Annotated in this window: 17 protein-coding genes; 11 read left to right on the forward strand and 6 right to left on the reverse strand. The window is 55.4% G+C overall.

From position 1 onward, the window contains the following. Positions 1-117: 117 nt before the first annotated feature. From HB779_RS08450 to HB779_RS08460, 3 genes are all read left to right on the forward strand, one after another. Complete coding sequence (locus HB779_RS08450) at positions 118-1,593, forward strand: aldehyde dehydrogenase family protein (RefSeq protein WP_188345281.1); 1,476 nt, start codon at positions 118-120, stop codon at positions 1,591-1,593. 56 nt (positions 1,594-1,649) lie between these two features. Continuing rightward, positions 1,650-2,399, forward strand: a complete 750-nt coding sequence (locus HB779_RS08455; RefSeq protein WP_188345282.1) for an SDR family oxidoreductase — start codon at positions 1,650-1,652, stop codon at positions 2,397-2,399. A gap of 295 nt (positions 2,400-2,694) precedes the next feature. Then, positions 2,695-3,537, forward strand: coding sequence for an oxidoreductase (locus tag HB779_RS08460; RefSeq protein WP_188345283.1), 843 nt, complete (start codon positions 2,695-2,697; stop codon positions 3,535-3,537). A 59-nt stretch (positions 3,538-3,596) separates the two neighbouring features. Here HB779_RS08460 and HB779_RS08465 read toward each other — a convergent pair whose 3' ends face one another. Continuing rightward, entirely contained in the window at positions 3,597-5,201 is a 1,605-nt protein-coding gene (locus HB779_RS08465; protein WP_188345284.1) for an inorganic phosphate transporter, read from the reverse strand. 138 nt (positions 5,202-5,339) lie between these two features. On the opposite strand from HB779_RS08465, the gene HB779_RS08470 reads away from it, so the two are divergent. After that, entirely contained in the window at positions 5,340-6,464 is a 1,125-nt protein-coding gene (locus HB779_RS08470; protein WP_188345285.1) for a beta-ketoacyl-ACP synthase III, read from the forward strand. A 1-nt stretch (position 6,465) separates the two neighbouring features. Next, complete coding sequence (locus tag HB779_RS08475) at positions 6,466-7,185, forward strand: YiiX/YebB-like N1pC/P60 family cysteine hydrolase (RefSeq protein ID WP_188345286.1); 720 nt, start codon at positions 6,466-6,468, stop codon at positions 7,183-7,185. 78 nt (positions 7,186-7,263) lie between these two features. Here HB779_RS08475 and HB779_RS08480 read toward each other — a convergent pair whose 3' ends face one another. The 4 genes from HB779_RS08480 to aceA form a co-directional block, all read right to left on the reverse strand. After that, complete coding sequence (locus HB779_RS08480; RefSeq protein ID WP_188345287.1) at positions 7,264-8,550, reverse strand: FAD-binding oxidoreductase; 1,287 nt, start codon at positions 8,548-8,550, stop codon at positions 7,264-7,266. A gap of 200 nt (positions 8,551-8,750) precedes the next feature. After that, a complete protein-coding gene (locus HB779_RS08485) occupies positions 8,751-10,184 on the reverse strand; it encodes a glutamine synthetase family protein (protein WP_188345288.1) in 1,434 nt (477 codons plus the stop codon). Positions 10,185-10,368: 184 nt separating this feature from the next. Further along, positions 10,369-10,602, reverse strand: a complete 234-nt coding sequence (locus HB779_RS08490; protein WP_027230260.1) for a hypothetical protein — start codon at positions 10,600-10,602, stop codon at positions 10,369-10,371. 126 nt (positions 10,603-10,728) lie between these two features. Next, complete coding sequence (gene aceA, locus HB779_RS08495) at positions 10,729-12,018, reverse strand: isocitrate lyase (RefSeq protein WP_188345289.1); 1,290 nt, start codon at positions 12,016-12,018, stop codon at positions 10,729-10,731. A gap of 248 nt (positions 12,019-12,266) precedes the next feature. Between aceA and HB779_RS08500 the strand changes: the two genes are divergently transcribed. The 6 genes from HB779_RS08500 to HB779_RS08525 all read left to right on the forward strand — a co-directional run bounded on the left by HB779_RS08500 (position 12,267) and on the right by HB779_RS08525 (position 18,954). After that, the gene (locus tag HB779_RS08500; protein WP_188345290.1) at positions 12,267-13,688 is read left to right on the forward strand and encodes a short-chain fatty acyl-CoA regulator family protein; all 1,422 of its coding nucleotides are present in this window, start codon (positions 12,267-12,269) and stop codon (positions 13,686-13,688) included. A 100-nt stretch (positions 13,689-13,788) separates the two neighbouring features. Then, positions 13,789-14,736: a DMT family transporter gene (locus tag HB779_RS08505; protein WP_371823900.1), complete on the forward strand. Its 948-nt coding sequence runs from the start codon at positions 13,789-13,791 to the stop codon at positions 14,734-14,736. Between the two features lie 166 nt (positions 14,737-14,902). Then, positions 14,903-15,994, forward strand: a complete 1,092-nt coding sequence (locus HB779_RS08510; RefSeq protein WP_188345291.1) for a polyamine ABC transporter substrate-binding protein — start codon at positions 14,903-14,905, stop codon at positions 15,992-15,994. Positions 15,995-16,063: 69 nt separating this feature from the next. Beyond that, positions 16,064-17,209 carry an ABC transporter ATP-binding protein gene (locus HB779_RS08515; protein ID WP_188345292.1) on the forward strand — a complete coding sequence of 382 codons (1,146 nt, stop codon included), beginning with the start codon at positions 16,064-16,066 and terminating at the stop codon, positions 17,207-17,209. Positions 17,210-17,222: 13 nt separating this feature from the next. Then, complete coding sequence (locus HB779_RS08520; protein ID WP_188345293.1) at positions 17,223-18,134, forward strand: ABC transporter permease subunit; 912 nt, start codon at positions 17,223-17,225, stop codon at positions 18,132-18,134. Position 18,135: 1 nt separating this feature from the next. Continuing rightward, positions 18,136-18,954 carry an ABC transporter permease gene (locus tag HB779_RS08525; protein ID WP_188345294.1) on the forward strand — a complete coding sequence of 273 codons (819 nt, stop codon included), beginning with the start codon at positions 18,136-18,138 and terminating at the stop codon, positions 18,952-18,954. Positions 18,955-18,965: 11 nt separating this feature from the next. Here HB779_RS08525 and HB779_RS08530 read toward each other — a convergent pair whose 3' ends face one another. Then, complete coding sequence (locus tag HB779_RS08530) at positions 18,966-20,909, reverse strand: AsmA-like C-terminal region-containing protein (protein ID WP_188345295.1); 1,944 nt, start codon at positions 20,907-20,909, stop codon at positions 18,966-18,968. Positions 20,910-20,980: the final 71 nt, after the last annotated feature.

The raw sequence follows: 20,980 nt of genomic DNA on the forward strand, positions 1-20,980 counted from the left end.
GTCGGATTATATAATCTAATCGATTTAAAAAGACCAGTCCTGATCAAGCTTCTGCGTCAAAATGCATTCCCAAGACGGTCTAATTCCAATACGATTGCCACAAAGCAGGAAGCAATCATGGATCAGAATCTCTCCCGAATCGTCGCCCAGGACAAGAATTTCCTGAATATTGTCAATGGCCGACGCGTTCCGGCACTGTCGCAGGAAACGATCACTGTTTTGTGTCCGTCCGATGGTCTGCCGTTCGCCACCATTCCGGCGGGCAATACTGACGATGTGGATCGTGCAGTGAAGGCCGCACGCGAGGCCTTTGAGCACGGGCCCTGGAGCCGTATGCCGGCATTCGAACGTGGCCGTCTGCTGACAAGGCTTGGCCAACTCGTTGAAGAACATGGCGATGAGCTTGCGGCGCTGGAATCACGCGATACGGGCAAACCTGTTCGTCAGGGCAAGGCAGATGTCGCGGCAACCATGCGTTATTACGAGTTCTATGGCGGCGCGGGTGACAAGATTCATGGCGATACGATTCCATTTCTCGAAGGGTTCACCGCGCTGACGCTGCGCGAGCCGCACGGCGTGGTCGCTGGCATTATTCCGTGGAACTATCCAATGCAGATCATGGCGCGTGTGGTCGGTGCAGCGCTGGCCATGGGCAACACCCTGGTGATCAAGCCCGCAGAAGACGCCTCGCTTTCAACCATTCGTATCGGCGAACTTGCTATTGAAGCAGGCTTTCCCGACGGAGTTCTGAATGTCATTACCGGCTATGGCCGCGAAGCCGGCGCGGCGCTCTCGGCGCATCCCGATATTGATTATGTCACGTTCACGGGCTCAACAGTAACCGGCACAGCCATCCAACAGGCCGCTGCCACCAACAATCGCGGTGTCACCATGGAGCTTGGCGGCAAGTCGCCGCAAATCCTGTTCGCCGATGCCGATGTGGAGAAAGCCCTCCCGGTTCTGGTCAATGCGATCATCCAGAACGGCGGTCAGACCTGTTCGGCTGGCAGCCGCATCCTGATTGAGCGTACCATTTACAATGATGTTGCGGCAGCGCTCGGTGAGCGCTTCAGCAAACTGGTCGCGGGGCCGCACGACATGGACCTTGACCTCGGCCCGATGGTCAATCCGGCCCAAAAGCACAAGGTTGAGAATTTCATCACCTCTGCGGCAGAAACAGGCATTGAAGTTGTTGCCCGCGGCTCCATCCACGTGGATGCGTCGGTGGATGGTTACTACGTTGCGCCGGTGCTTTTCGGAGCGGTCGACCCAGCGGCGGTGCTGGCACAGGAAGAGGTGTTTGGCCCGGTCCTGTCGCTCTTCGCCTTTGACGATGAAGCCGATGCGATCCGGCTCGCCAATGGAACTGATTATGGCCTTGTGGCGGGTATCTGGACCCGCGATGGTGCGCGCCAGCACCGTATGGCCAAGCGCGTGCGTGCCGGTCAGGTCTTCGTCAATGCCTATGGTGCTGGCGGCGGTGTGGAATTGCCCTTTGGCGGTTTCAAGAAATCCGGGCACGGACGCGAAAAAGGTTTTGAAGCGCTCTACGATATGTCCGCAACCAAGACGATTATCTTTCGTCACGATTGATTGCGGCCATTCTCCAAGATCTACCAATCAAAAATCAGCAAGCATGAGGAAAAGACATGACCCGTTTGGCAGGCAAGACAGCGATCATCACCGGCGCAGCATCTGGTTTCGGCGAGGGGATGGCCAAGCGTTTTGCCGAAGAGGGGGCGAATGTTGTCGTGGCTGATCTCAATCACAAAGGTGCAGAGACAGTCGCTGCAGCCATCGGTGAAAAGGCGATTGCGATAGAAGTGGATGTGTCGCGCAAGCATGACGTGGATGCCATGGTTGCCGCAGCGATGGATACGTTCGGCCGGGTTGATATCATGATCAACAATGCCGGATTTACGCACCGCAATGGTTCGATGTTGGACGTTGACGAGAATACATTCGATTTGATCACTGCCGTAAATATGAAGGCGATCTATTACGCCGCGCTGGCGGTTATCCCGATTATGGAAATGCAGGGCGGCGGCTCTATCATCACGACGGCCTCGACAGCGGGACTACGCCCGCGTCCGGGCCTCACCTGGTACAATGCATCGAAGGGCTGGGCAATCACGGCGACCAAATCCATGGCGGTCGAGTTGGCGCCGAAGAACATCCGGGTCAATTGCCTGTGCCCTGTGGCGGGTGAAACCGGCATGCTCAGCCTTTTCATGGGCGAGGATACCCCGGAAAAGCGCGCGCAGTTCAAAGCGTCGATTCCGCTGGGCCGTCTTTCAACGCCGCTCGACATTGCCAATGCTGCATTGTGGCTGGCGTCCGATGAAGCCGGGTTCATCACGGGCGTGGCGCTGGAAGTGGATGGCGGGCGCTGTATTTAGAACGCTGCATTCCTCTGGTGCGTGGTTCGACAAGCTCACCATGAGGGAGAGTGAGGATTGCGGGGAGCTATATTTTGCAATATTTCCGGTTAGCTTTACAGCACCACTCTCCCTCATGGTGAGCTTGTCGAACCACGCACAATCGTCTTGCAGACAAAATGTAAATCACACGATTTTGTCTTGAAACAAGCCCCTATCGGCCTACATCCAATGTGCCGTCCAATTTCCCCCAATGGTTGTGTCTGGCTGATCGAATCCCGGTTGGCGGGCCAACTCATCTTTCAAGGACATCATCATGACAACGAAACCTGTCTGGTTCATCACGGGCTGTTCAACCGGTTTTGGCCGCGAACTTGCGCGTCATACGCTTGAACTCGGTTATCCCACCGTCATCACGGCGCGCAATACAGCGCAAATCGAAGATCTGGCCAAGGGCCATGAAGACAATGCTCTCGTTCTCAAGCTTGACGTGACCAAGCCCGACGAGATCGCAAGTGCCGTCAAAGCCGCCGAGGCTCGCTTTGGCCGGATCGACGTCCTCGTCAATAATGCCGGTATCGGTTACTTCGGGTCGATTGAAGAAAGCGATATGGATGAAGTACGCAAAATGTTCGAGATCAATGTCTGGGGCCTCGTCAACATGACCCGGGCGACCTTGCCGATCATGCGCAAACAACGTTCAGGTACGGTCGTCAACATCTCGTCCATCGGCGGTCTTGTAGCCAATTCGGCCGTGAGCTTTTACAACGCTACCAAGTTCAGCGTCGAAGCGCTTTCGGAAGCCCTGTCGAAAGAAGCCGCCCACCTCGGCATTAAGGTTCTGATCGTCGAACCAAGCGGCTTCCGCACCGATTGGGCGGGCCGCTCTGCCAATGAAGCACCCAAAACCATCGAAGATTATCGCGAAACGTCGGATCAGCGTGCACAGCAGATCCGCGATTCCAGCGGTAATCAGCCGGGTGACCCGGTGCGGGCCGTGAAAGCGATCGTTCAAGCTGTTGAAGCGGAAAAACCACCGCTGCGTCTGTTGCTTGGCAAAGCCGCACTGGCTGGTGCCCGCAACAAGATCACCGAACTGCAGCGGGATTTCGATGCATGGGCAGATGTAACTGAAGGTGCAGATGCACCAAAAGCCTGATTGCTTTTGATCAAATGAAAATGGCCGGCATTGCCGGCCCTTTTCATATTGTACGGCTGCTAGATCAACTGGCGCAGGATCACGAACAGTGTGAAGGACAGGGCAATCGACACCGGCAGTGTCAGCACCCAGGCCATCAGCAGGTTACGAACGGTGGACATCTGCAGACCGGAACCATTCGCCACCATCGAACCGGCGACACCTGAAGACAGGATATGCGTGGTACTGACCGGCAGGCCAAGTGTATCAGCGGTGAAGATCGTTCCCATCGCGACGAGTTCGGCCGAAGCACCTTGGCCATAGGTGAGGTGGGTCTTGCCGATCTTTTCACCGACAGTGACAACAATGCGCCGCCAGCCAACCATCGTTCCAAGACCCAATGCCAGAGCAACGGCAACCTTCACCCAGGTCGGGATGAACTTCGTCGCGTTGTCGATGGCCTGATGGTAGGTTTTGATGGTTGCCAGATCTGCAGGCTGCATGGGCAGCAGCTTGTTCTTGTCGATCAGCTTGAGCGCTTCACCGGTCAGATACATATTGTTGCGCGTATTGCTGACCATGCCGACCGGTACAGTCGATGCGGAACCGTAAGGTGAGACACTGGCATTCGTCTGGTCAATGAACTGGCGCAATGCAACAGTGGTTTCATCGCTCCAGGCCTTGCTGCGAACGGCATTGCTGACAACGGCATTGGCATCCGTCACGGTCACGCCGGGCTTTTCGTATGTGCGCAATGTGGTGGCCGCAGCTGTAGCGGCAGACTTATAGGCTTCCAGATAATTGACATCGGGTGTGCGGTTGAGGGCAAAGGATGTGGGCACAACACCGATCAGGATAAGCATGATCAGACCCATGCCTTTTTGCCCGTCATTCGAGCCGTGGGCAAAGCTGACACCGGTGCAGGTGAAAATCAGAAGGCCTCGGATCCAAAGTGGGGGCGGTGTGCTGCCCTTCGGTGCTTCATAAAGCGCCTTGTTCTTGATCAAAACCTTCATGACCAGCAACAAAAGAGCGGCCATACCGAAACCGACGAGCGGCGAGATCAGCAGGGACATGCCAACTTCAGTCGCCTTGGACCAATCGACGCCGCTCGTAGCCGTGCCGCCTGGAGCAAGGAACTGGTTGGCAAGGCCAACACCAACAATCGAGCCGATCAGCGTATGCGAACTCGAAGAGGGCAGGCCGAGATACCAGGTGCCGAGGTTCCAAAGAATGGCTGCCGTCAGCAGCGAGAACACCATGGCGAGACCGGCACTCGAGCCGACCTGCATGATCAGTTCAACCGGCAGCAGGGAAATGATACCGAAAGCGACAGCGCCGCTGGCGGTCATGACGCCGAGAAAATTGAACACCCCGGACCAGATAACCGCAATCTCTGCAGGCAGAGAATTGGTGTAAATCACCGTCGCTACAGCGTTTGCCGTGTCATGAAAGCCGTTGACGAATTCGAATCCAAGCGCCGTAACGAGCGCCAGGCCAAGGAGAATCCACGGAACAGCGACCGAGCTGGTCAAATCCTGCGTGAGTGAATAACCAACATAGGCAAGGCCGCCGATGAGGATGGCAACCACCGCATAATTTGGCCAATTGCCCAGATTGCTCGGCTTGTCGAGCGGGTGGTCGTCTTTCAACAGACCAGCGTCAGTTGCATTGCTTACCGTCATGACAAAATCCCCAGTATTTAATTCAAACGCTGGAGAAGGCTAAGACTGGCGCATGAACTCTTGATGACAATATGAGATTACTTGCGCGCGCCTCCTTGAGCGTCTAACGCTGAGGCAGATAAAAACTATGGAAACGCCATGCATAAGGTCGTCATCAGCGGTACCGGTGTGTTCACCCCGGAACTCTCCATCAGCAACGCTGAATTGGTCGAGGCATTCAATACCTATGCCACGCGGCAGAACGAAATCCATGCCGATGAAATTGCGGCCGGTACGCGTGCACCGCTAACCATGTCCGCCGAAGATTTCATTTTCCGTGCTTCAGGTATTGAGCGGCGCTATGTGCTCAACAAGTCGGGCATTCTCGATCCTGATATCATGCATCCGGTTTTGCCCGAACGCAGCGATGACGAGCCATCTGTCATGGCCGAGATGGCGGCCAAAGCTGCGACGGACGCTTTGGCTAAAGCCGGGCGGACTGCTGCTGACGTGGACGCGGTGATCTGCGCAGCGTCCAATCATGAACGGGCTTATCCGGCCATCGCTATTGAAGTGCAGGAAGCATTGGGAATACAGGGCTTTGGTTTTGACATGAATGTCGCGTGCTCGTCCGCAACATTTGGTATTCAGGCCGCCGCTGATATGATCCGCTCGGGTTCGGCGCGCGCCATTCTGATGATCAATCCTGAGATTTGTTCAGCACATCTCGAGTGGCGCGATCGTGACTGTCATTTCATCTTCGGTGATGTTTGCACGGCGGTGCTTCTGGAGCGCGATGATCTGGCAACAGCGCCGGATCGTTTCGAAATTATCTCGACCCGCTGCCTCACCCAGTTTTCCAACAATATCCGCAACAATAACGGCTTTTTGCGCCGTACCCGCGAAGGGCACATGACGGACCGCCGCGACATGCTGTTTCGTCAGGAGGGCCGCAAGGTTTTCAAGCAGGTCGTACCGATCGTGTCCGATTTGATCCTGACCCACCTAGCCGATGAAAACATTGCCCCGGCGCATCTGTCCCGGCTGTGGCTGCATCAAGCCAACAAGGGGATGAACGATCTGATTGGCTCGAAAGTGCTGGGCCGTGAGCCGGAAGCGGGCGAGCAGCCGAACATCCTGCGGGATTATGCCAATACGTCCTCAGCGGGCTCGATCATCGCCTTCTCCAAATATTCCAGCGATCTGGCGCCGGGAAGTCTGGGCGTTATCTGCTCCTTTGGCGCGGGATATTCCGTGGGCAGCGTGATTGTTAGAAAGATATAGCTTGGTATCGCGCCCTGATCCCTCAACATTTGAGTCAGGCGATCTTATTTGGCCTAAGAAGCCGGGCGTTATCGTTCCCTATTCTGCAGGCTACGCGCCTCACATGCAGCAGGTTCCGACTGACTTTTACGACAAGCAGAAGTTTGAGTTCGAGAAAACCGCCTATTTGAAGCAGGCACATGCCGATCCAGATTTTACGGCGTTGGAAGAAGATCAGTTAAATCGACTGGATTTTGAAGCCTTTGCAAAACGATATCACGGGTCTCAAGCGCTGAATAAGGAATCCTTGGGATCTGGATCAATCGTCTACGTTGGCCATGTGGCTATCATCGAAATTCTGGATGGTAAGCCATTTGTGATTGAGGCCATTTCGGGCCAAGGGGTGATTAGGCATTCCTATGAAGATTGGCTTTCGTCACGTCCTGGCGAAGAGGTCTGGCATGGCCGCGTCACGGATTTGTCGAAGGAGCAGCGTTCAGAAATACCGGCTGAAGCGAAAAAGTATGTCGGCCGCCCCTATGAATTCTTTAATCTCGATTTGAATGACGACGCTGGGTTCTATTGTTCTAAACTTGTCTGGCTTGCTATTTTTCGCAAGTTGCATTTTGCCATAGATGGCAATTCAGACAGCAAGAGATACTTTTGGTTTTCACCCAAACAGTTGATGAACGCCAGCCGAGTTCAAGTGCTTTATAGCCCAGGAAGCTATTTGAATCATTGAAGCTGGACCGTGTGGCGCCCTTACGGGATACATGGGGCTCTCAACGCGGAGAACGGCGCGTCCAGTGTACACCAGCAGTTAGATGCGGTCCATCAAGGCATACCAGCTGAGTGCGAGGAACAGCAACGGTGCCCGGAATGTGCGCCCGCCGGGAAACGCCGGAATCTTCAGATCTTCCAGCAGTTTCAACCGGTCGCGATTGCCCGCCACCGTCTCGGCATAGAGCTTGCCCACATAGTTGGACAGCATCACGCCGTGGCCGGAATAACCCCCTGCCGAAATTACATTGGGCATGACTTCACGCACGAAAGGTTGCCGTGGCATGGTGATGCCAACTGAGCCGCCCCAGGCCTGCGTGATCTCCACATCGGCAAGGGCTGGATAAATCTCCGCGATCTGCCTGCGAATATGCGTGCTGATATCAAGCGGGTTGTCGGCCGTATAAGCTTCGCGTCCACCAAACAGCAGCCGTCCGTCTTTCGAACGGCGGAAATAGCGCACGACAAAGCGCGAGTCGTCGACACTTTCGCCGCCGGGTAATACCGGACTGTCATTGCCAAGCGGCACAGTCGCGCCGATGAAAGAGCGGATCGGCATGACATGTGATGCGCTGACCGGTTCAAGATTGCCGCCATAGGCGTTCACAGCGATGAGACATTTCGCAGCTGTGACGCTGCCTTTTGCCGTGGTGACGGTGACACGGCCATTTTGAGAGGTTATCCCGGTGGCCGGGGTGTTCTCGAAAAGGTGTGCGCCAGCTTTCGCCGCAGCCTTGGCCGTGCCGACAACCAATTTCATCGGCTGAATATGACCTGTGCCGCTGTCGTAAAGGCCACCAAGATAGCGCGTCGAGCCAAGCCGTTCCGCTGTTTCTCCGGCGTCCATATAATGAATGTGCGGGTAGCCAAACCGGGTGGTCATCAGCTCCGCATGGGCTTGATAATCCTTGAGGTAGCGCGGCTTGTGCACGACGGACATCTGTCCCGGCACAAATTCGATATCAATCTTGTGTGTATCGGCAAATTCGAGCAGTTGCGCTTTGGCCTCTTCCGCAAGGTCGAACAAAGCCTTGGCGCGGGTGAATCCATACTGGCCTTCAAGTTCTTCAGCCCACGCCCGCTGGCCTGTGCCAAGCTGGCCACCATTGCGGCCGGACGCACCATCGCCAAAGCGGTAGGCTTCCAGCAGCACGACATCGACGCCTGCAGAAGCCAGATGAACCGCCGCCGACAAGCCGGTAAAGCCACCGCCGACAATAACCACATCCGCCGTTCGCGAGCCGTCCAATGCCGGATATTCAGCACGATCGGCGATGGTTGATTCATACCACGAGATGCCGGGGGAGATAGGGGATTGGTAGGGCATATTATGATGCAATCTTGTTTGCTGGTTTGCTGCGCGACCGGTGCGCGTGGTTCGACAAGCTCACCATGAGGGAGATTGAGGATTGCAAAGAGTCTGATTGTGAAATCTCAGCGATTGGCTTTGCGGCCAACCCATCTCCCTCATGGTGAGCTTGTCGAACCACGCACAGTGCTCTTGCAACCAAAGCAACCTCACTCAAATCAGACGTTCAACAGCAGGAATTCACGCTCCCAAGGACTAATCACTTCCATGAAAGTCTCGAACTCGGCCCGTTTGATCGCTGCATAGGTGATCGCGAAGGATTGCCCCAGCATGGCCGTCAGGTCCTTGTCCTGTTCGAACAACAATGTTGCCTCGATCAATCCGCGCGGCAGTTCGATCAGATTGTCGTTGACCGTGGTCGATGCCGGAGCGTCCGGCTCGATCTTGTTGTTCATGCCAAGCAGACCGCAAGCAAGTGACGCGGCCAAGGCCAAATAGGGGTTGGCATCGGATGAGGGGATGCGGTTTTCCACGCGCCGGGCAGCGGGATCGGAACGTGGGACACGGAAGGCTGTCGTGCGGTTATCATAACCCCATTTGACGTTGACCGGCGCCGACGCAGCAGGTGTCAACCGGCGATAGGAGTTCACATAAGGCGCGAACATGACCAGCGAGGCCGGAACATGCTTTTGCATGCCGCCGATGAAGTGGCGGAACGCCTCGCTCTCCGTACCATCCGGGTTGGAAAACACATTCCGGCCGGTCTTCTTGTCAACGATTGACTGGTGAATATGCATGGCCGATCCGGGCTGTCCCTGAATGGGCTTGGCCATGAACGTCGCATACATATCGTGCTTCAGCGCCGCCTCGCGAATGGTGCGCTTGAACAGGAAAACCTGATCGGCAAGTTCGACAGGATCGCCATGACGCAAGTTGATTTCAAGCTGCGCCGCGCCTTCTTCATGGATCAGTGTATCGATCTCAAGACCCTGACTCTCGGAGAAATGATAGATATCATCGATCAGTTCGTCGAATTCGTTGACGCCAGCGATGGAATAACCCTGACCACCGCCAATGGCGCGGCCGGACCGGCCAACTGGCGGTGTGAGCGGATAATCAGGGTCCGGGTTTTTCTTGACCAGATAGAATTCGATTTCCGGCGCTACAACGGGCTTCAGGCCCTTCTTGTTATAGGCAGCGACGACACGCTTCAGCACATTGCGCGGCGTGAACTCGACGGCTTCTCCGTCCTTGTTGACGAGATCGCAGATGACCTGCGCGGTCGGGTCTGTCTCCCACGGTACCACCGAGAGTGTGGACAGATCAGGCATCAGCTTCAGATCGCCGTCATCTTCCGGATAGGAAAAGCCGTGACCGTCTTCCGGATAGTCGCCGGAAATTGTCGCCATGAACACGGCGGAAGGCAATGCCAGCGACGTATTGGAGGTGAATTTCTTCGACGGCATCATCTTGCCGCGCGCGACACCAGCCTGATCGGGGGTGATGCATTCGATGTCTTCAATATCCCGCCAGGCCAGCCACTCGGAAGCTTCACGCCAGTTTTTTACGCCGCGCGTGGCTTTGACATAGGCGGGCGTGCGCCGCCGCGTTGCAGTCCGTGCGGTTTTCTTCTCAGGAGTTTCGGAAGGCATCAATCACCAGAATTTATTGCAGTTTGAGGATGATAGAGCAAAACCGGTCACTATGGGAGGGCGGGCAAAAGAAAATTGTGAGGGGAGCTGTTTCGACCAAAAACCAAAACCGTCCGCAATTGCTTGCGGACGGTTCGGCGCGCCGTGCTGGTCCCAGACCGAAACCAGAGAAGGCCACGGTGAGCTATTGTCTGGTTACAACGACCGGGATCAAAAGATCGCCCCAGTTGCCGTCACCGCCATGATGGCGGGCAGAGCGGACCAGCTCCACGGACACACCGGCATCCACTGCCTTCATGACGGATTGGTTGAGGCGATGCAGATCATTCGCGACCATGCGAATGACAGCCTGCTGGTCTGCATTCATGGCCGATGATTGCTCCTCGGCCCGTTCCTTCACGCGTGTCTGCGGTGCCATGATCATGCTCCTTGTTGCTGGCGTTGCAGTGGGCAATCGGTTTGATCGCCCGGGACAGTCACCATGATTGTCCCCATTTGGACCGGCGGCATGTAAGGGCCTCGCCGCCTGTCCATCTTGGATGTCTTATTCGGCTGCCGGACGGAACTGTGCCGTCTCGGTGGATTCTCCCATCGCCGTTGTCGAGGACTGACCACCGGTGATGGCCAGCGAAACCGCATCGAAATATCCGGTGCCAACCTCGCGTTGATGCTTGGTAGCGGTGTAGCCGTTCACTTCGGCTGCAAATTCCGCTTCCTGCAGTTCCGAATAGGCCGACATCTGCCGTTCCTTGTAGCCGCGTGCCAGTTCGAACATGCCGAAGTTGAGCTGATGGAAACCGGCCAGCGTGATGAACTGGAACTTGTAGCCCATCGCACCCAGCTCGCGCTGGAACTTGGCAATCGTTGCTTCGTCCAGATGCTTCTTCCAGTTGAACGAAGGCGAGCAGTTGTAGGCCAGCAGCTTGTTCGGATGTGCCTTGCGCACGCCTTCGGCAAACCGCTTGGCCTGTTCCAGATCGGGCTTCGATGTTTCGCACCAGATCATGTCCGCATGCGGTGCGTAGGCAATGGCGCGGGCGATACAGGATTCCAGACCGTTCTTGACCTGATAGAAACCTTCCGTGGTCCGGCCTGCATCGTAATCGACGAAAGGACGATCACGCTCGTCAATGTCCGAGGTCAAAAGCTTGGCCGCTTCTGCGTCCGTACGGGCGATGACCAGTGTCGGCGTTCCCATCACGTCAGCGGCAAGCCGTGCAGCGTTCAGATTACGGATATGTGCTGCGGTCGGGATCAGAACCTTGCCGCCGAGATGGCCGCATTTCTTTTCCGATGCCAGCTGGTCTTCATAATGCACGCCGGCAGCACCAGCCTCGATAAAGGCCTTCATGATCTCGAAAGCGTTGAGCGGGCCGCCAAAGCCTGCTTCCGCATCGGCAACGATCGGTGCAAACCAGGTGTCAACCGACAGGCCTTTGCCTTCCGCTGTTTCGATCTGGTCAGCGCGCTGCAACGTCTTGTTTATGCGCTTGGCAAGTTCCGGAGCAGCGTTTGCAGGGTACAGGGACTGGTCTGGGTACATGGATGAAGCGGTGTTGGCGTCAGCTGCAACCTGCCAGCCGGAGAGATAAATCGCCTTAAGGCCCGCACGCACCATCTGCATCGCCTGATTGCCCGAGAGCGCGCCAAGGGCGTTGACGAAATCGTCTTCGTGGATGAGCTGCCACAGGCGGTTGGCGCCATTTTCCGCAAGAGTATATTTGATCTGAACTGAACCGCGCAGTCTTTTGACATCATCAGGCGTATAGGGACGTTCAATACCATCAAAACGACCTCCGGGCGCATTTGGTACAAGGTTGTAAAAATCAGTCATTTTCTTTCTCCAAGCTCGATTTCATGGGATCGCAGACAGTTCAATGGGAGTTTTGATGGCTACGTTCTGTGACTGAATTTACATTGCGCCGCAGTAAATCCAATAAATATCTCGATATATGGGAGATTTATCGAGTTATGCTGTCGTGACTTTGACAGTTTTGATTTGTAAATTTGTAAATATTGTAATAGTCATTGCTGCGGTAAAAACTATAAATTTTGTCAATAATGCTGACATACGAGGCTTTGATGGCTGAAGGAAAGATCTTTGCGGGTCCGCGCATCAGGCGCATCCGTAATGAGCAGGGGCTGACACAAACAGCCATGGCTGAAGCGCTTGGCATCTCGCCGTCCTATCTCAACCTCATCGAGCGTAATCAGCGGCCATTGACTGTGCAGTTGCTGCTGAAACTCTCGTCCACCTACAAGATCGAACTCGATACACTACAGGTCGAGACGGGTTCATCGATGGCCGCGTTGAAGGAAGTATTTTCCGATCCGCTGTTGAACGGTGAGCTGCCCGGTGATCAGGAACTGATCGAAATCGGAGACGCCGCACCCAATGCGGCGGCTGGCGTCATCAAACTCTATCGCGCCTATCGCGAGTCACTGGAGCGTCTGTCTGATCTTTCTGGCCTTCTGGCCAAGGAAGGGCATACGCCGTCACTGTCCACCACGCGCCTGCCGTTCAATGAAGTTCGGGACGTGTTGGAACGCAAGGCCAACCATTTCGCCCGGATTGAAGGGGAAGTGGATAGTTTTCTTCACCTGATCAAACCGGGCGACGATCTTGCAGGGGCTTTGAGAGCGTGGCTCAAGAGCGAACATGGAATTACAGTGCGTATCCTGCCGGTTGCAACCATGCCGAACTGGCGGCGTCGCTATGATCGCCATTCGCAGCGGTTGTTCATTTCCGAGCGGCTGTCGCCGTTTGACCAGTTGCGCGAATTGGCGATTGAAGCTGTTCTCATTCGCATGCAGGTGGTGATTGCAGCGGAGATTCAGGAATTGAAGCTCGCCAGTGATGAAGCGCGCCGTATCGCCCGTTTTGAATTGGCGCGCTATGCGGCTCAGGCATTGATGATGCCGTATCAGGCGTTCCAGACCGCTGCGCTGCGCGCACGGTACGATGTGGATGTGCTTCGTTCGCGCTTTAACGTGTCGTTCGAGCAGGCGGCAAACCGGCTGACAACGTTGCAAAGACAAGGCGCTGCAGGAATTCCATTCTTTATGCTCGAGGTAGACCACGCTGGCAATCGCTTCCGCCGGGCGGGAGCTCAGGGCTATCCGCAATCACGCTTTGGCGGTGAATGCCCGAAACTCCCAGTCCATGCCGCCTTTGCGCAACCGGGGCAAATTCTCGTTGAATCAGTCGAAATGCCCGGTGGCGCAGAATTCATGACCATTGCCCGCACACTGGAGGGGCCGCAGGGCGGCTTCAATGAGCGCCCTCGGCGCACGGCAATTCTGCTCGGCTGTGATATCGGTTTTGCCGATGAAACCGTCTATGGGGCGGCGCTGGCTGGCAAGGGATTTGGCGCAACGCCGGTGGGTCCCGCCTGTCGGCTGTGCGAGCGTTCTGCATGTCTGTCCCGTGCTGAACCACCCGTGACCCGGCCGCTCGGTCTGGATGAAATGGTCTCTGGTCTGAGTGCTTTTGATTTCCAATAAAATTGCACTGGAATTGCTCGTACCAAGTGTGCAAAAAAAGCGACAATCTCCGGTCGTTTCCCAACCTCAAAATTACTTCAAATCTTGGCATTGTATCGTCATGAGCGCTTCCGCCATTCCAATGCCGCCCGTTGCCGGGCCCACACCAGCCCCAAGTTCAACCGAGGGCGCCGTGGGTTGCCTTCTCGTTGCTGGTTCGGCCATCGCGTGGAGCACCGGCGGCGCACTGACACGGTTTCTGGAAACCACCGACAACTGGACCGTCGTGTTCTGGCGTTCGGTTTTTGCTGCCTTGTTTCTGCTGTGCTTCATGCTGATCCGTGATGGGCCGCGCGGGACCTTGCAGCTTTTCAGGCATATGGGTCTGGCAGGGGTCGGTGTTGCTGTCTTTTTTGCCATCGCCTCATCCTGCTTCATTCTCGCCTTGTCTTATACGACTGTTGCGAATGTGCTGCTCTTGCAGGCGGGTGTGCCATTGCTCGCGGCGCTGATTTCATGGGTGCTGTTTCGGGAGAAGGTAAGTTTGGCCACCTGGTTTGCGATTGTTGTGGTTATTGCAGGTGTTGCCATCATGGTGTCAGATTCGCTTGATGGCGAGGTTTCGCCCATTGGTGATCTTCTCGCACTGCTGATTGCCATATCGTTTGCTTCCGCAACGGTGATTACGCGGCGCAAAGCGCATTTACGCATGACACCGGCGGTATTTCTCGGCGTGGTCATTGCCGCTTGCGCCGCATCCCTGATGGCCGGTTCATTTTCCGTCGGCACCCATGATTTCGCGTTTCTCTTTGCACTGGGCGCGATCAACCTTGGTTTGGGTCTTGCACTGTTCGTCAGCGGTGCCCGCTTGATCCCATCGGCCCTGGCCGCACTGATCGGGACTTTGGAGCCAGTGTTGGGGCCCGTATGGGTCTGGCTGCTGCACAATGAAGTGCCGTCAGAGCGAACAATCATTGGCGGCGCCATTATTCTCTGCGCGCTGCTTTTCCACCTTGGCTGGGAATATGTGCGTCAGCGCAAGACAACCGCGTTAAAGCAGCGTCCTTGAACTTCATGCGCCAAAATGCGGCAGTCAAAATTTCGTTGATTGCCAACTTTCGTCAAAGGAGTTGCGCCAAGCCAGTTGACGAAGTGATCGCAATCTAAAAAGGTAGGGGAAACGGGAACCCGTGGCACGGCTGAAAGATCAGGTGCCAGCAGCATGGAGGCATTTTATGGGTATCAAATCCATCCTTTTAACGGCTACGTTCGCGCTTGGACTAGCAACGGCGGCGGGCGCGCAGGAGCGCGTTGTCAACGTCTATAACTGGTCCGATTATATCGATGACAGTATTCTGGCGGATTTTACCAAGGAAACTGGCATCAAAGTGGTCTATGACACCTTTGACTCCAATGAAATCCTTGAAACCAAGCTGCTTGCGGGCGGTACAGGTTACGACGTCGTAGTCCCGACGGCATCGTTCCTCCAGCGCCAGATTGCTGCAGGTGTCTTCCAGAAACTCGACAAGTCGAAGCTGCCGAATCTGTCGAACATGTGGGATGTAATCAATCAGCGCATTGAGAAGTACGATCCGGGCAACCAGTATGCCGTTGACTATATGTGGGGAACCACGGGTCTTGGCTACAATGTCGACAAGATGAAGGAAATTCTCGGCACGGATGAACGTCCGAGCTGGGACATCCTGTTCAAGCCTGAAATGGCAGCCAAGTTCAAGGATTGCGGTATCCACGTTCTGGATTCCGCATCGGACGTCTTGCCTTCCACGCTGGCCTATCTCGGTCTTAATCCGGACAGCAAGAACCCCGATGAACTCGCCAAAGGTGCGGACCTGCTCACGGCGGTTCGTCCTTCCATCCGCAAGTTCCATTCATCTGAATACATCAATGCACTTGCAAGCGGTGATATCTGTCTGGCGCTTGGTTATTCCGGCGACATTCTGCAAGCCAAGGATCGTGCAGAAAAGGCCAATGCCGGCGTGAAGGTCGATTATGCCATCCCGTCGCAGGGCGCGCAGATGTGGTTTGACGTGATGGCCATTCCTGCCGATGCACCGCACGTGGCAGAAGCGCATGAATTCATCAACTACATCATGCGTCCGGAAGTCGCCGCCAAGGCTTCGAACTTTGTGTCCTATGCCAATGGCAACAAGGCTTCGCAGCAGTTCATTGACAAGGCAATTCTGGAAAATCCGGCTGTCTACCCGGATGAAGCCATGTTGGCCAAGCTCTTCACCGTGACGCCATACGATACAAAAACGCAGCGAACGGTAACGCGGCTCTGGACCAAAGTGGTAACAGGCCAGTAAATCTCGAGAAAACCCCGGCAGCCAATGCCGGGGTTTTTAACGTCTAGAGCAAAAATACCGGGGCAAATCATGAAATCATTGGGCAGTTTTCGCCGTAAGTTCGCACCTTGGAACGATCCTGAAGCAAAACCCTATATTTCCATCGAGAACGTTACCAAGAAGTTTGGTAATTTTACCGCCGTCGATGATTTGTCCCTGACGATCTATAACCGTGAGTTTTTTGCCCTGCTTGGTGCGTCCGGGTGCGGCAAGTCCACGCTGCTGCGCATGCTGGCAGGGTTTGAGGAGCCGACGTCAGGCCGTATCCTGCTGGATGGTCAGGATATGCGCGGCATCCCGCCCTACAAGCGCCCGGTCAACATGATGTTCCAGTCCTACGCCTTGTTTCCGCACATGACGGTTGAAGGCAATATTGCCTTTGGTCTTAAACAGGACGGCATGCCTGCGAACGAGATTGCGGCACGTGTTGCCGAGATGCTTAAACTCGTGAAGCTGGAGCAGTTTGCCAAACGCAAGCCGCATCAGCTGTCCGGTGGTCAACGTCAGCGCGTGGCGCTGGCGCGATGTGTCGCCAAACGGCCAAAGGTTCTGCTTCTCGACGAGCCGCTGGGTGCACTCGACAAGAAGCTGCGCGAAGAGACGCAGTTCGAGTTGATGGATCTACAGATGAAGCTCGGCCTGACATTCGTGGTGGTAACGCACGATCAGGAAGAGGCCATGACCATGGCGGACCGTATTGCTGTCATGGACAAGGGCAAGGTCATGCAGGTCGCAACTCCTGCGGAAGTCTATGAAGCGCCAAATTCCAAGTTCGTTGCTGATTTTATCGGCAACGTGAACATGTTCGAGGGGCCGGTCTCGACCGTGGTGGACGGCAAGGTCGATATTGATATCGCTGCTGACAAGATCACCATCCGCACGGATGCCACGCGCGATTGTTCCTCTGGTCAAGAAGTTGGGTTTGCTATCCGGCCGGAAAAAATTCGCGTAAGCCGCAAGGAACCGGCAAACTCCGCGATCAATTCAGCGCATGGCGAGTTGTACGATATCGCCTATTTTGGCGACATGACCGTTTTCCATGTCCGGCTCGAAAGTGGTCGTATTATCAAGGCAGCCAGCCTGAATGCGGTGCGCACAGTCGAAGACCCGCTTGGTTACGACGATATGGTCTGGGTGAATTTCGATACCGATGCCGGTATCCTTTTGACCGCGTGAGGAGGGCGATGTCATGCAAAAACTGATCGCCTCCATCACCAGCCGGCTGGTTATCAGCGTTCCCTACCTGTGGATGCTGATATTCTTCTTCATTCCGTTCATCATTGTCTTTAAAATTTCGCTGTCGCAAGTGACGATGGCGATACCACCCTATACGCCGACGATTGACATCGCGGCGGGCTGGCAGGGGCTGATCAACAGCGTGTCGCAGTTCAACTGGGACAATTATACCTTCCTTGCCAGCGATCCGCTCTACTACAAGGCTTATCTTTCGAGTGTGATCATTGCCGGAATTTCCACGTTCCTGACATTGCTTGTCGGTTATCCCATCGCCTATGGCATGGCACGTGCACCGGCAACAGTGCGCTCAACACTGCTGATGCTGGTGATCCTGCCGTTCTGGACGAGCTTTCTAATCCGGGTCTATGCTTGGATTGGCATTTTGAAACCGGAAGGCCTGCTCAATCAGTTTCTGATCTGGGCCAATGTCATTCATACGCCGCTGAATATTCTCAACACCAACACTGCTGTTTTGATCGGCATTGTCTATTCCTATCTGCCATTCCTGGTACTCCCGATCTATTCGACTCTGGAAAAGATGGACTATTCGCTGGTTGAAGCGGCGGAAGATCTTGGCTGTCCGCCCATCACCGCTTTCTGGAAAATCACTTTTCCTCTTTCACTGCCGGGCGTTGTTGCGGGATGTTTCCTTGTCTTCATTCCGGCCGTCGGCGAGTTCGTTATCCCCGATCTGCTCGGCGGTTCCGAGACGCTGATGATCGGTAAAACTCTGTGGAACGAGTTCTCAGCCAACCGTGACTGGCCGCTTTCGTCTGCTGTTGCCGTAGTCCTTCTTGCTCTGCTGGTCGTGCCCATCGTGCTGTTCCAGCGGTCGGAAGCCAAAGCCCAGGAAAGTGAGAAGTGATATGAACACGACCTGGTCCCGCTTTAATATCGTCTCGCTGGTTATCGGTTTTGCGTTTCTCTATCTGCCGATTGTCCTGCTGGTTGTGTTCTCTTTCAACGAGTCGCGTCTGGTCACTGTCTGGGCCGGATTCTCGACCAAATGGTACGTCTCCCTGTTCAACAACAAGAGCTTCATTGATGCGGCATGGGTCACCATCCGCGTCGGATTGATCTCGGCGACCTGCGCTACAGTTCTGGGAACCCTCGGTGCTCTGGCGTTGACACGCTACACGCGCTTCCGTGGGCGGATGCTGTTTTCGGCCATGATCTATGCACCGCTGGTTATGCCGGAGGTGATTACCGGTCTTTCCCTGCTGCTGCTGTTTGTTGCCATCGGCTTTGACAGGGGTATCTGGACTGTCACGCTCGCCCATATCACCTTCACCATGTGCTTTGTCGCCGTGGTGGTCCAGTCCCGCCTTGTCTCGTTTGATCGCTCGCTTGAAGAAGCGGCCATGGATCTTGGTGCCACACCGGTCACAACGTTCTTCAAGGTGACGCTGCCCGTTATTCTCCCCGCCGTGGTTTCGGGCTGGATGCTGGCATTCACGCTTTCGCTCGATGATCTGGTGATTTCGAGCTTCACATCCGGGCCTGGCGCGACAACACTGCCGATGCGTATCTATTCGCAGGTTCGTCTTGGTGTGACGCCGGAAATCAACGCAGCCTGTACAATTCTGATTGCTATCGTGGCCGTTGGCGTGGTCATCGCATCCATCGCTAATAAGCGCCGGGAAGTGCAGAAAGCCCGTGACGAGCAGGCCGCAGCTCGTCACTAAAAAGCGCCAGCTCAGTTCGCCGGAGCGATAATCGGCGAAATGAAGGGATTGTCCCAGGAACCGCCAATAAAGAACCGTGTGTGATCGAAAGTTTGCACGGGCTTCTGCTCGGCTGGTGCAGGCGTTGTGGCGGGCGGCGTGGTGCCGTCCGTTGGCACAGGCGTGGTAGCCGCCGGCGCGGGTGCTGGAACCACAGCAGCAGCGACAGGCACAGCATAGTCACCCGTCAGCGCCAGGCTCTTGCCAATCAACGTCACAATACCGGCAAAGCTGAGCACACCGGATTTCATCTGAATTTGCGCAGTGTCAAGGGCCGCGACGCCGTCCATGATGTTGGCTTTAATTTCCATGCGATCGAACGCCAGCCATGCATTGGTCTTTTCGTTCAGACTGAAGAACCTGTCCGTTTTTGCCTTGTTGAGCAGGTTGTTGAAATCGAGACTTTTGATCTGCCCCGCAGCAAAGCGCATGCTCAGCGTTCCCTTAGCGCTTTCCAGCGCCGAGGACCAGCGTGTAATCGGTCCCTTAAGCACGAGCGACATCGTGCCTTTACCGAGATCAAAGCGCTGGCCCAACCCAAGCAAGGGTGCGATCAGCGTGCTGTTGACGTCGGTCCCGTTGAGGCGCAGCTCACCGGTCGCACCGCCATCGCCCTCTGCCGCGAGTTGAAAACTTGCTGCAATGGAACCGTCAAATGCCGAGGCTTCACCGATGTCAAAAATAGCGCGTCCATTGCGCACCTGCGCGGTTGCGGCAACGTTCGTCAGATTAACCGACCCTGCGGTTGCTTTTTGAGTGGAGACACGCAGGTCGACATTTGCCTGCTTCAGGAATTTCGTGTCAACAACCGCATTTGAATTGGCCGAACCGTCCGGTAGCGGCATGAAACCCGATAGCACGGAGTGAAGATCAAGGTTTTCAAAGGCAAGGGTGCCGGTAACACTTGGCGTGCCATCATTAAGCACAACCTCGATACCGCCCTTGGCCGGATTGTCGTTGAGAGTTGCCGTCATCCGGTCAAGTTTCATACGGTTGGCCGAACCGGAAACCGATGCATCCAGCGCGAAGCTGCCAATCGGTGCGCCCGGAATAGTGGGTGTTTTGGACCACTCCAATGTCCGGCGCAGGGAAGGTGATGTCAGGGACAATGTGCCTTCAAAGAACTGATTTTTGGAAATATTGGCCGACCCGTTGAAGGCAAGCGTCAGGGGTGTGGAGGTAAGATTGATTTGAAGCGGACTGGTGCCGCCGGCTAACAGCAATAGCGCCTTGCTGGCGGAAGTGTCGATTTCCGTCTCTTCGCCGTGCCAGATTGCATTTCCTTTGAAGCTCGCGACGCCAGACGTCTGCGGCCATTCGAAAACGCCGCTGATACTCGAAATCTGTTCTTCCGCGCCATTGAGCGGCCGTTTGAAAGTGACCATAGCATGTTCGAGCCGGATACGCCCGAAGGGCTGCGAGGAGACATTGCTCATATCCGGTTTGGCGGGGTTGGCTTCAATTGCCAAACGCGCTTCACGCATGACATCGCCGATGCGTCCGTCGGTGTTGGCCAGAGATTCGCCGATCTGCGACAGGCTCTTGATCGGTTCATCAACCACGAACCGCGGGCGAATGATCTTGGTCTCGGTGAATTCAGTTCGGCCCATCAGCGCCGAGATAAGCGAAAGATCGACTTCAATCCGTTCAGCCCGCATGAAAGGCGTGCCTTCATTCTGCCAGGGGTTTCGAATGGTCACATCACCAAGTGAAGCGGAAAAGACAGGGAAGAATGAAATTTGCGGCGTCTGCCGGGAGTCAACGGTATAGCCGGTCCAATTGCGAATTTCCTGAATCAAACGCACCCGGATCAGATCCGTGCTGACGAGGTAAGGTGCTGCGGCAAGAATTCCCGCCGCAACAAGTGCCAGCAGAATGATCGTTACGAGAATGTTCCTCGGCCGGTACCAGGACATGAATATTTCCGATGTTCGATATACTTTCGGCGCATGCCGGAAGAATTCCACGCTTCACCCTTTACGGTTAG

The sequence above is a fragment of the Phyllobacterium sp. 628 genome, from assembly GCF_014189505.1.
Classification (GTDB): Bacteria; Pseudomonadota; Alphaproteobacteria; order Rhizobiales; family Rhizobiaceae; genus Phyllobacterium.

Coding starts and splice junctions, on each gene's coding strand:
- HB779_RS08450 (WP_188345281.1), top strand. CDS start 118: ATGGATCAGAATCTCTCCCGAATCGTCGCCCAGGACAAGAATTTCCTG.
- HB779_RS08455 (WP_188345282.1), top strand. CDS start 1,650: ATGACCCGTTTGGCAGGCAAGACAGCGATCATCACCGGCGCAGCATCT.
- HB779_RS08460 (WP_188345283.1), top strand. CDS start 2,695: ATGACAACGAAACCTGTCTGGTTCATCACGGGCTGTTCAACCGGTTTT.
- HB779_RS08465 (WP_188345284.1), bottom strand. CDS start 5,201: ATGACGGTAAGCAATGCAACTGACGCTGGTCTGTTGAAAGACGACCAC.
- HB779_RS08470 (WP_188345285.1), top strand. CDS start 5,340: ATGCATAAGGTCGTCATCAGCGGTACCGGTGTGTTCACCCCGGAACTC.
- HB779_RS08480 (WP_188345287.1), bottom strand. CDS start 8,550: ATGCCCTACCAATCCCCTATCTCCCCCGGCATCTCGTGGTATGAATCA.
- HB779_RS08485 (WP_188345288.1), bottom strand. CDS start 10,184: ATGCCTTCCGAAACTCCTGAGAAGAAAACCGCACGGACTGCAACGCGG.
- HB779_RS08490 (WP_027230260.1), bottom strand. CDS start 10,602: ATGGCACCGCAGACACGCGTGAAGGAACGGGCCGAGGAGCAATCATCG.
- aceA (WP_188345289.1), bottom strand. CDS start 12,018: ATGACTGATTTTTACAACCTTGTACCAAATGCGCCCGGAGGTCGTTTT.
- HB779_RS08500 (WP_188345290.1), top strand. CDS start 12,267: ATGGCTGAAGGAAAGATCTTTGCGGGTCCGCGCATCAGGCGCATCCGT.
- HB779_RS08505 (WP_371823900.1), top strand. CDS start 13,789: ATGAGCGCTTCCGCCATTCCAATGCCGCCCGTTGCCGGGCCCACACCA.
- HB779_RS08510 (WP_188345291.1), top strand. CDS start 14,903: ATGGGTATCAAATCCATCCTTTTAACGGCTACGTTCGCGCTTGGACTA.
- HB779_RS08515 (WP_188345292.1), top strand. CDS start 16,064: ATGAAATCATTGGGCAGTTTTCGCCGTAAGTTCGCACCTTGGAACGAT.
- HB779_RS08520 (WP_188345293.1), top strand. CDS start 17,223: ATGCAAAAACTGATCGCCTCCATCACCAGCCGGCTGGTTATCAGCGTT.
- HB779_RS08525 (WP_188345294.1), top strand. CDS start 18,136: ATGAACACGACCTGGTCCCGCTTTAATATCGTCTCGCTGGTTATCGGT.
- HB779_RS08530 (WP_188345295.1), bottom strand. CDS start 20,909: ATGTCCTGGTACCGGCCGAGGAACATTCTCGTAACGATCATTCTGCTG.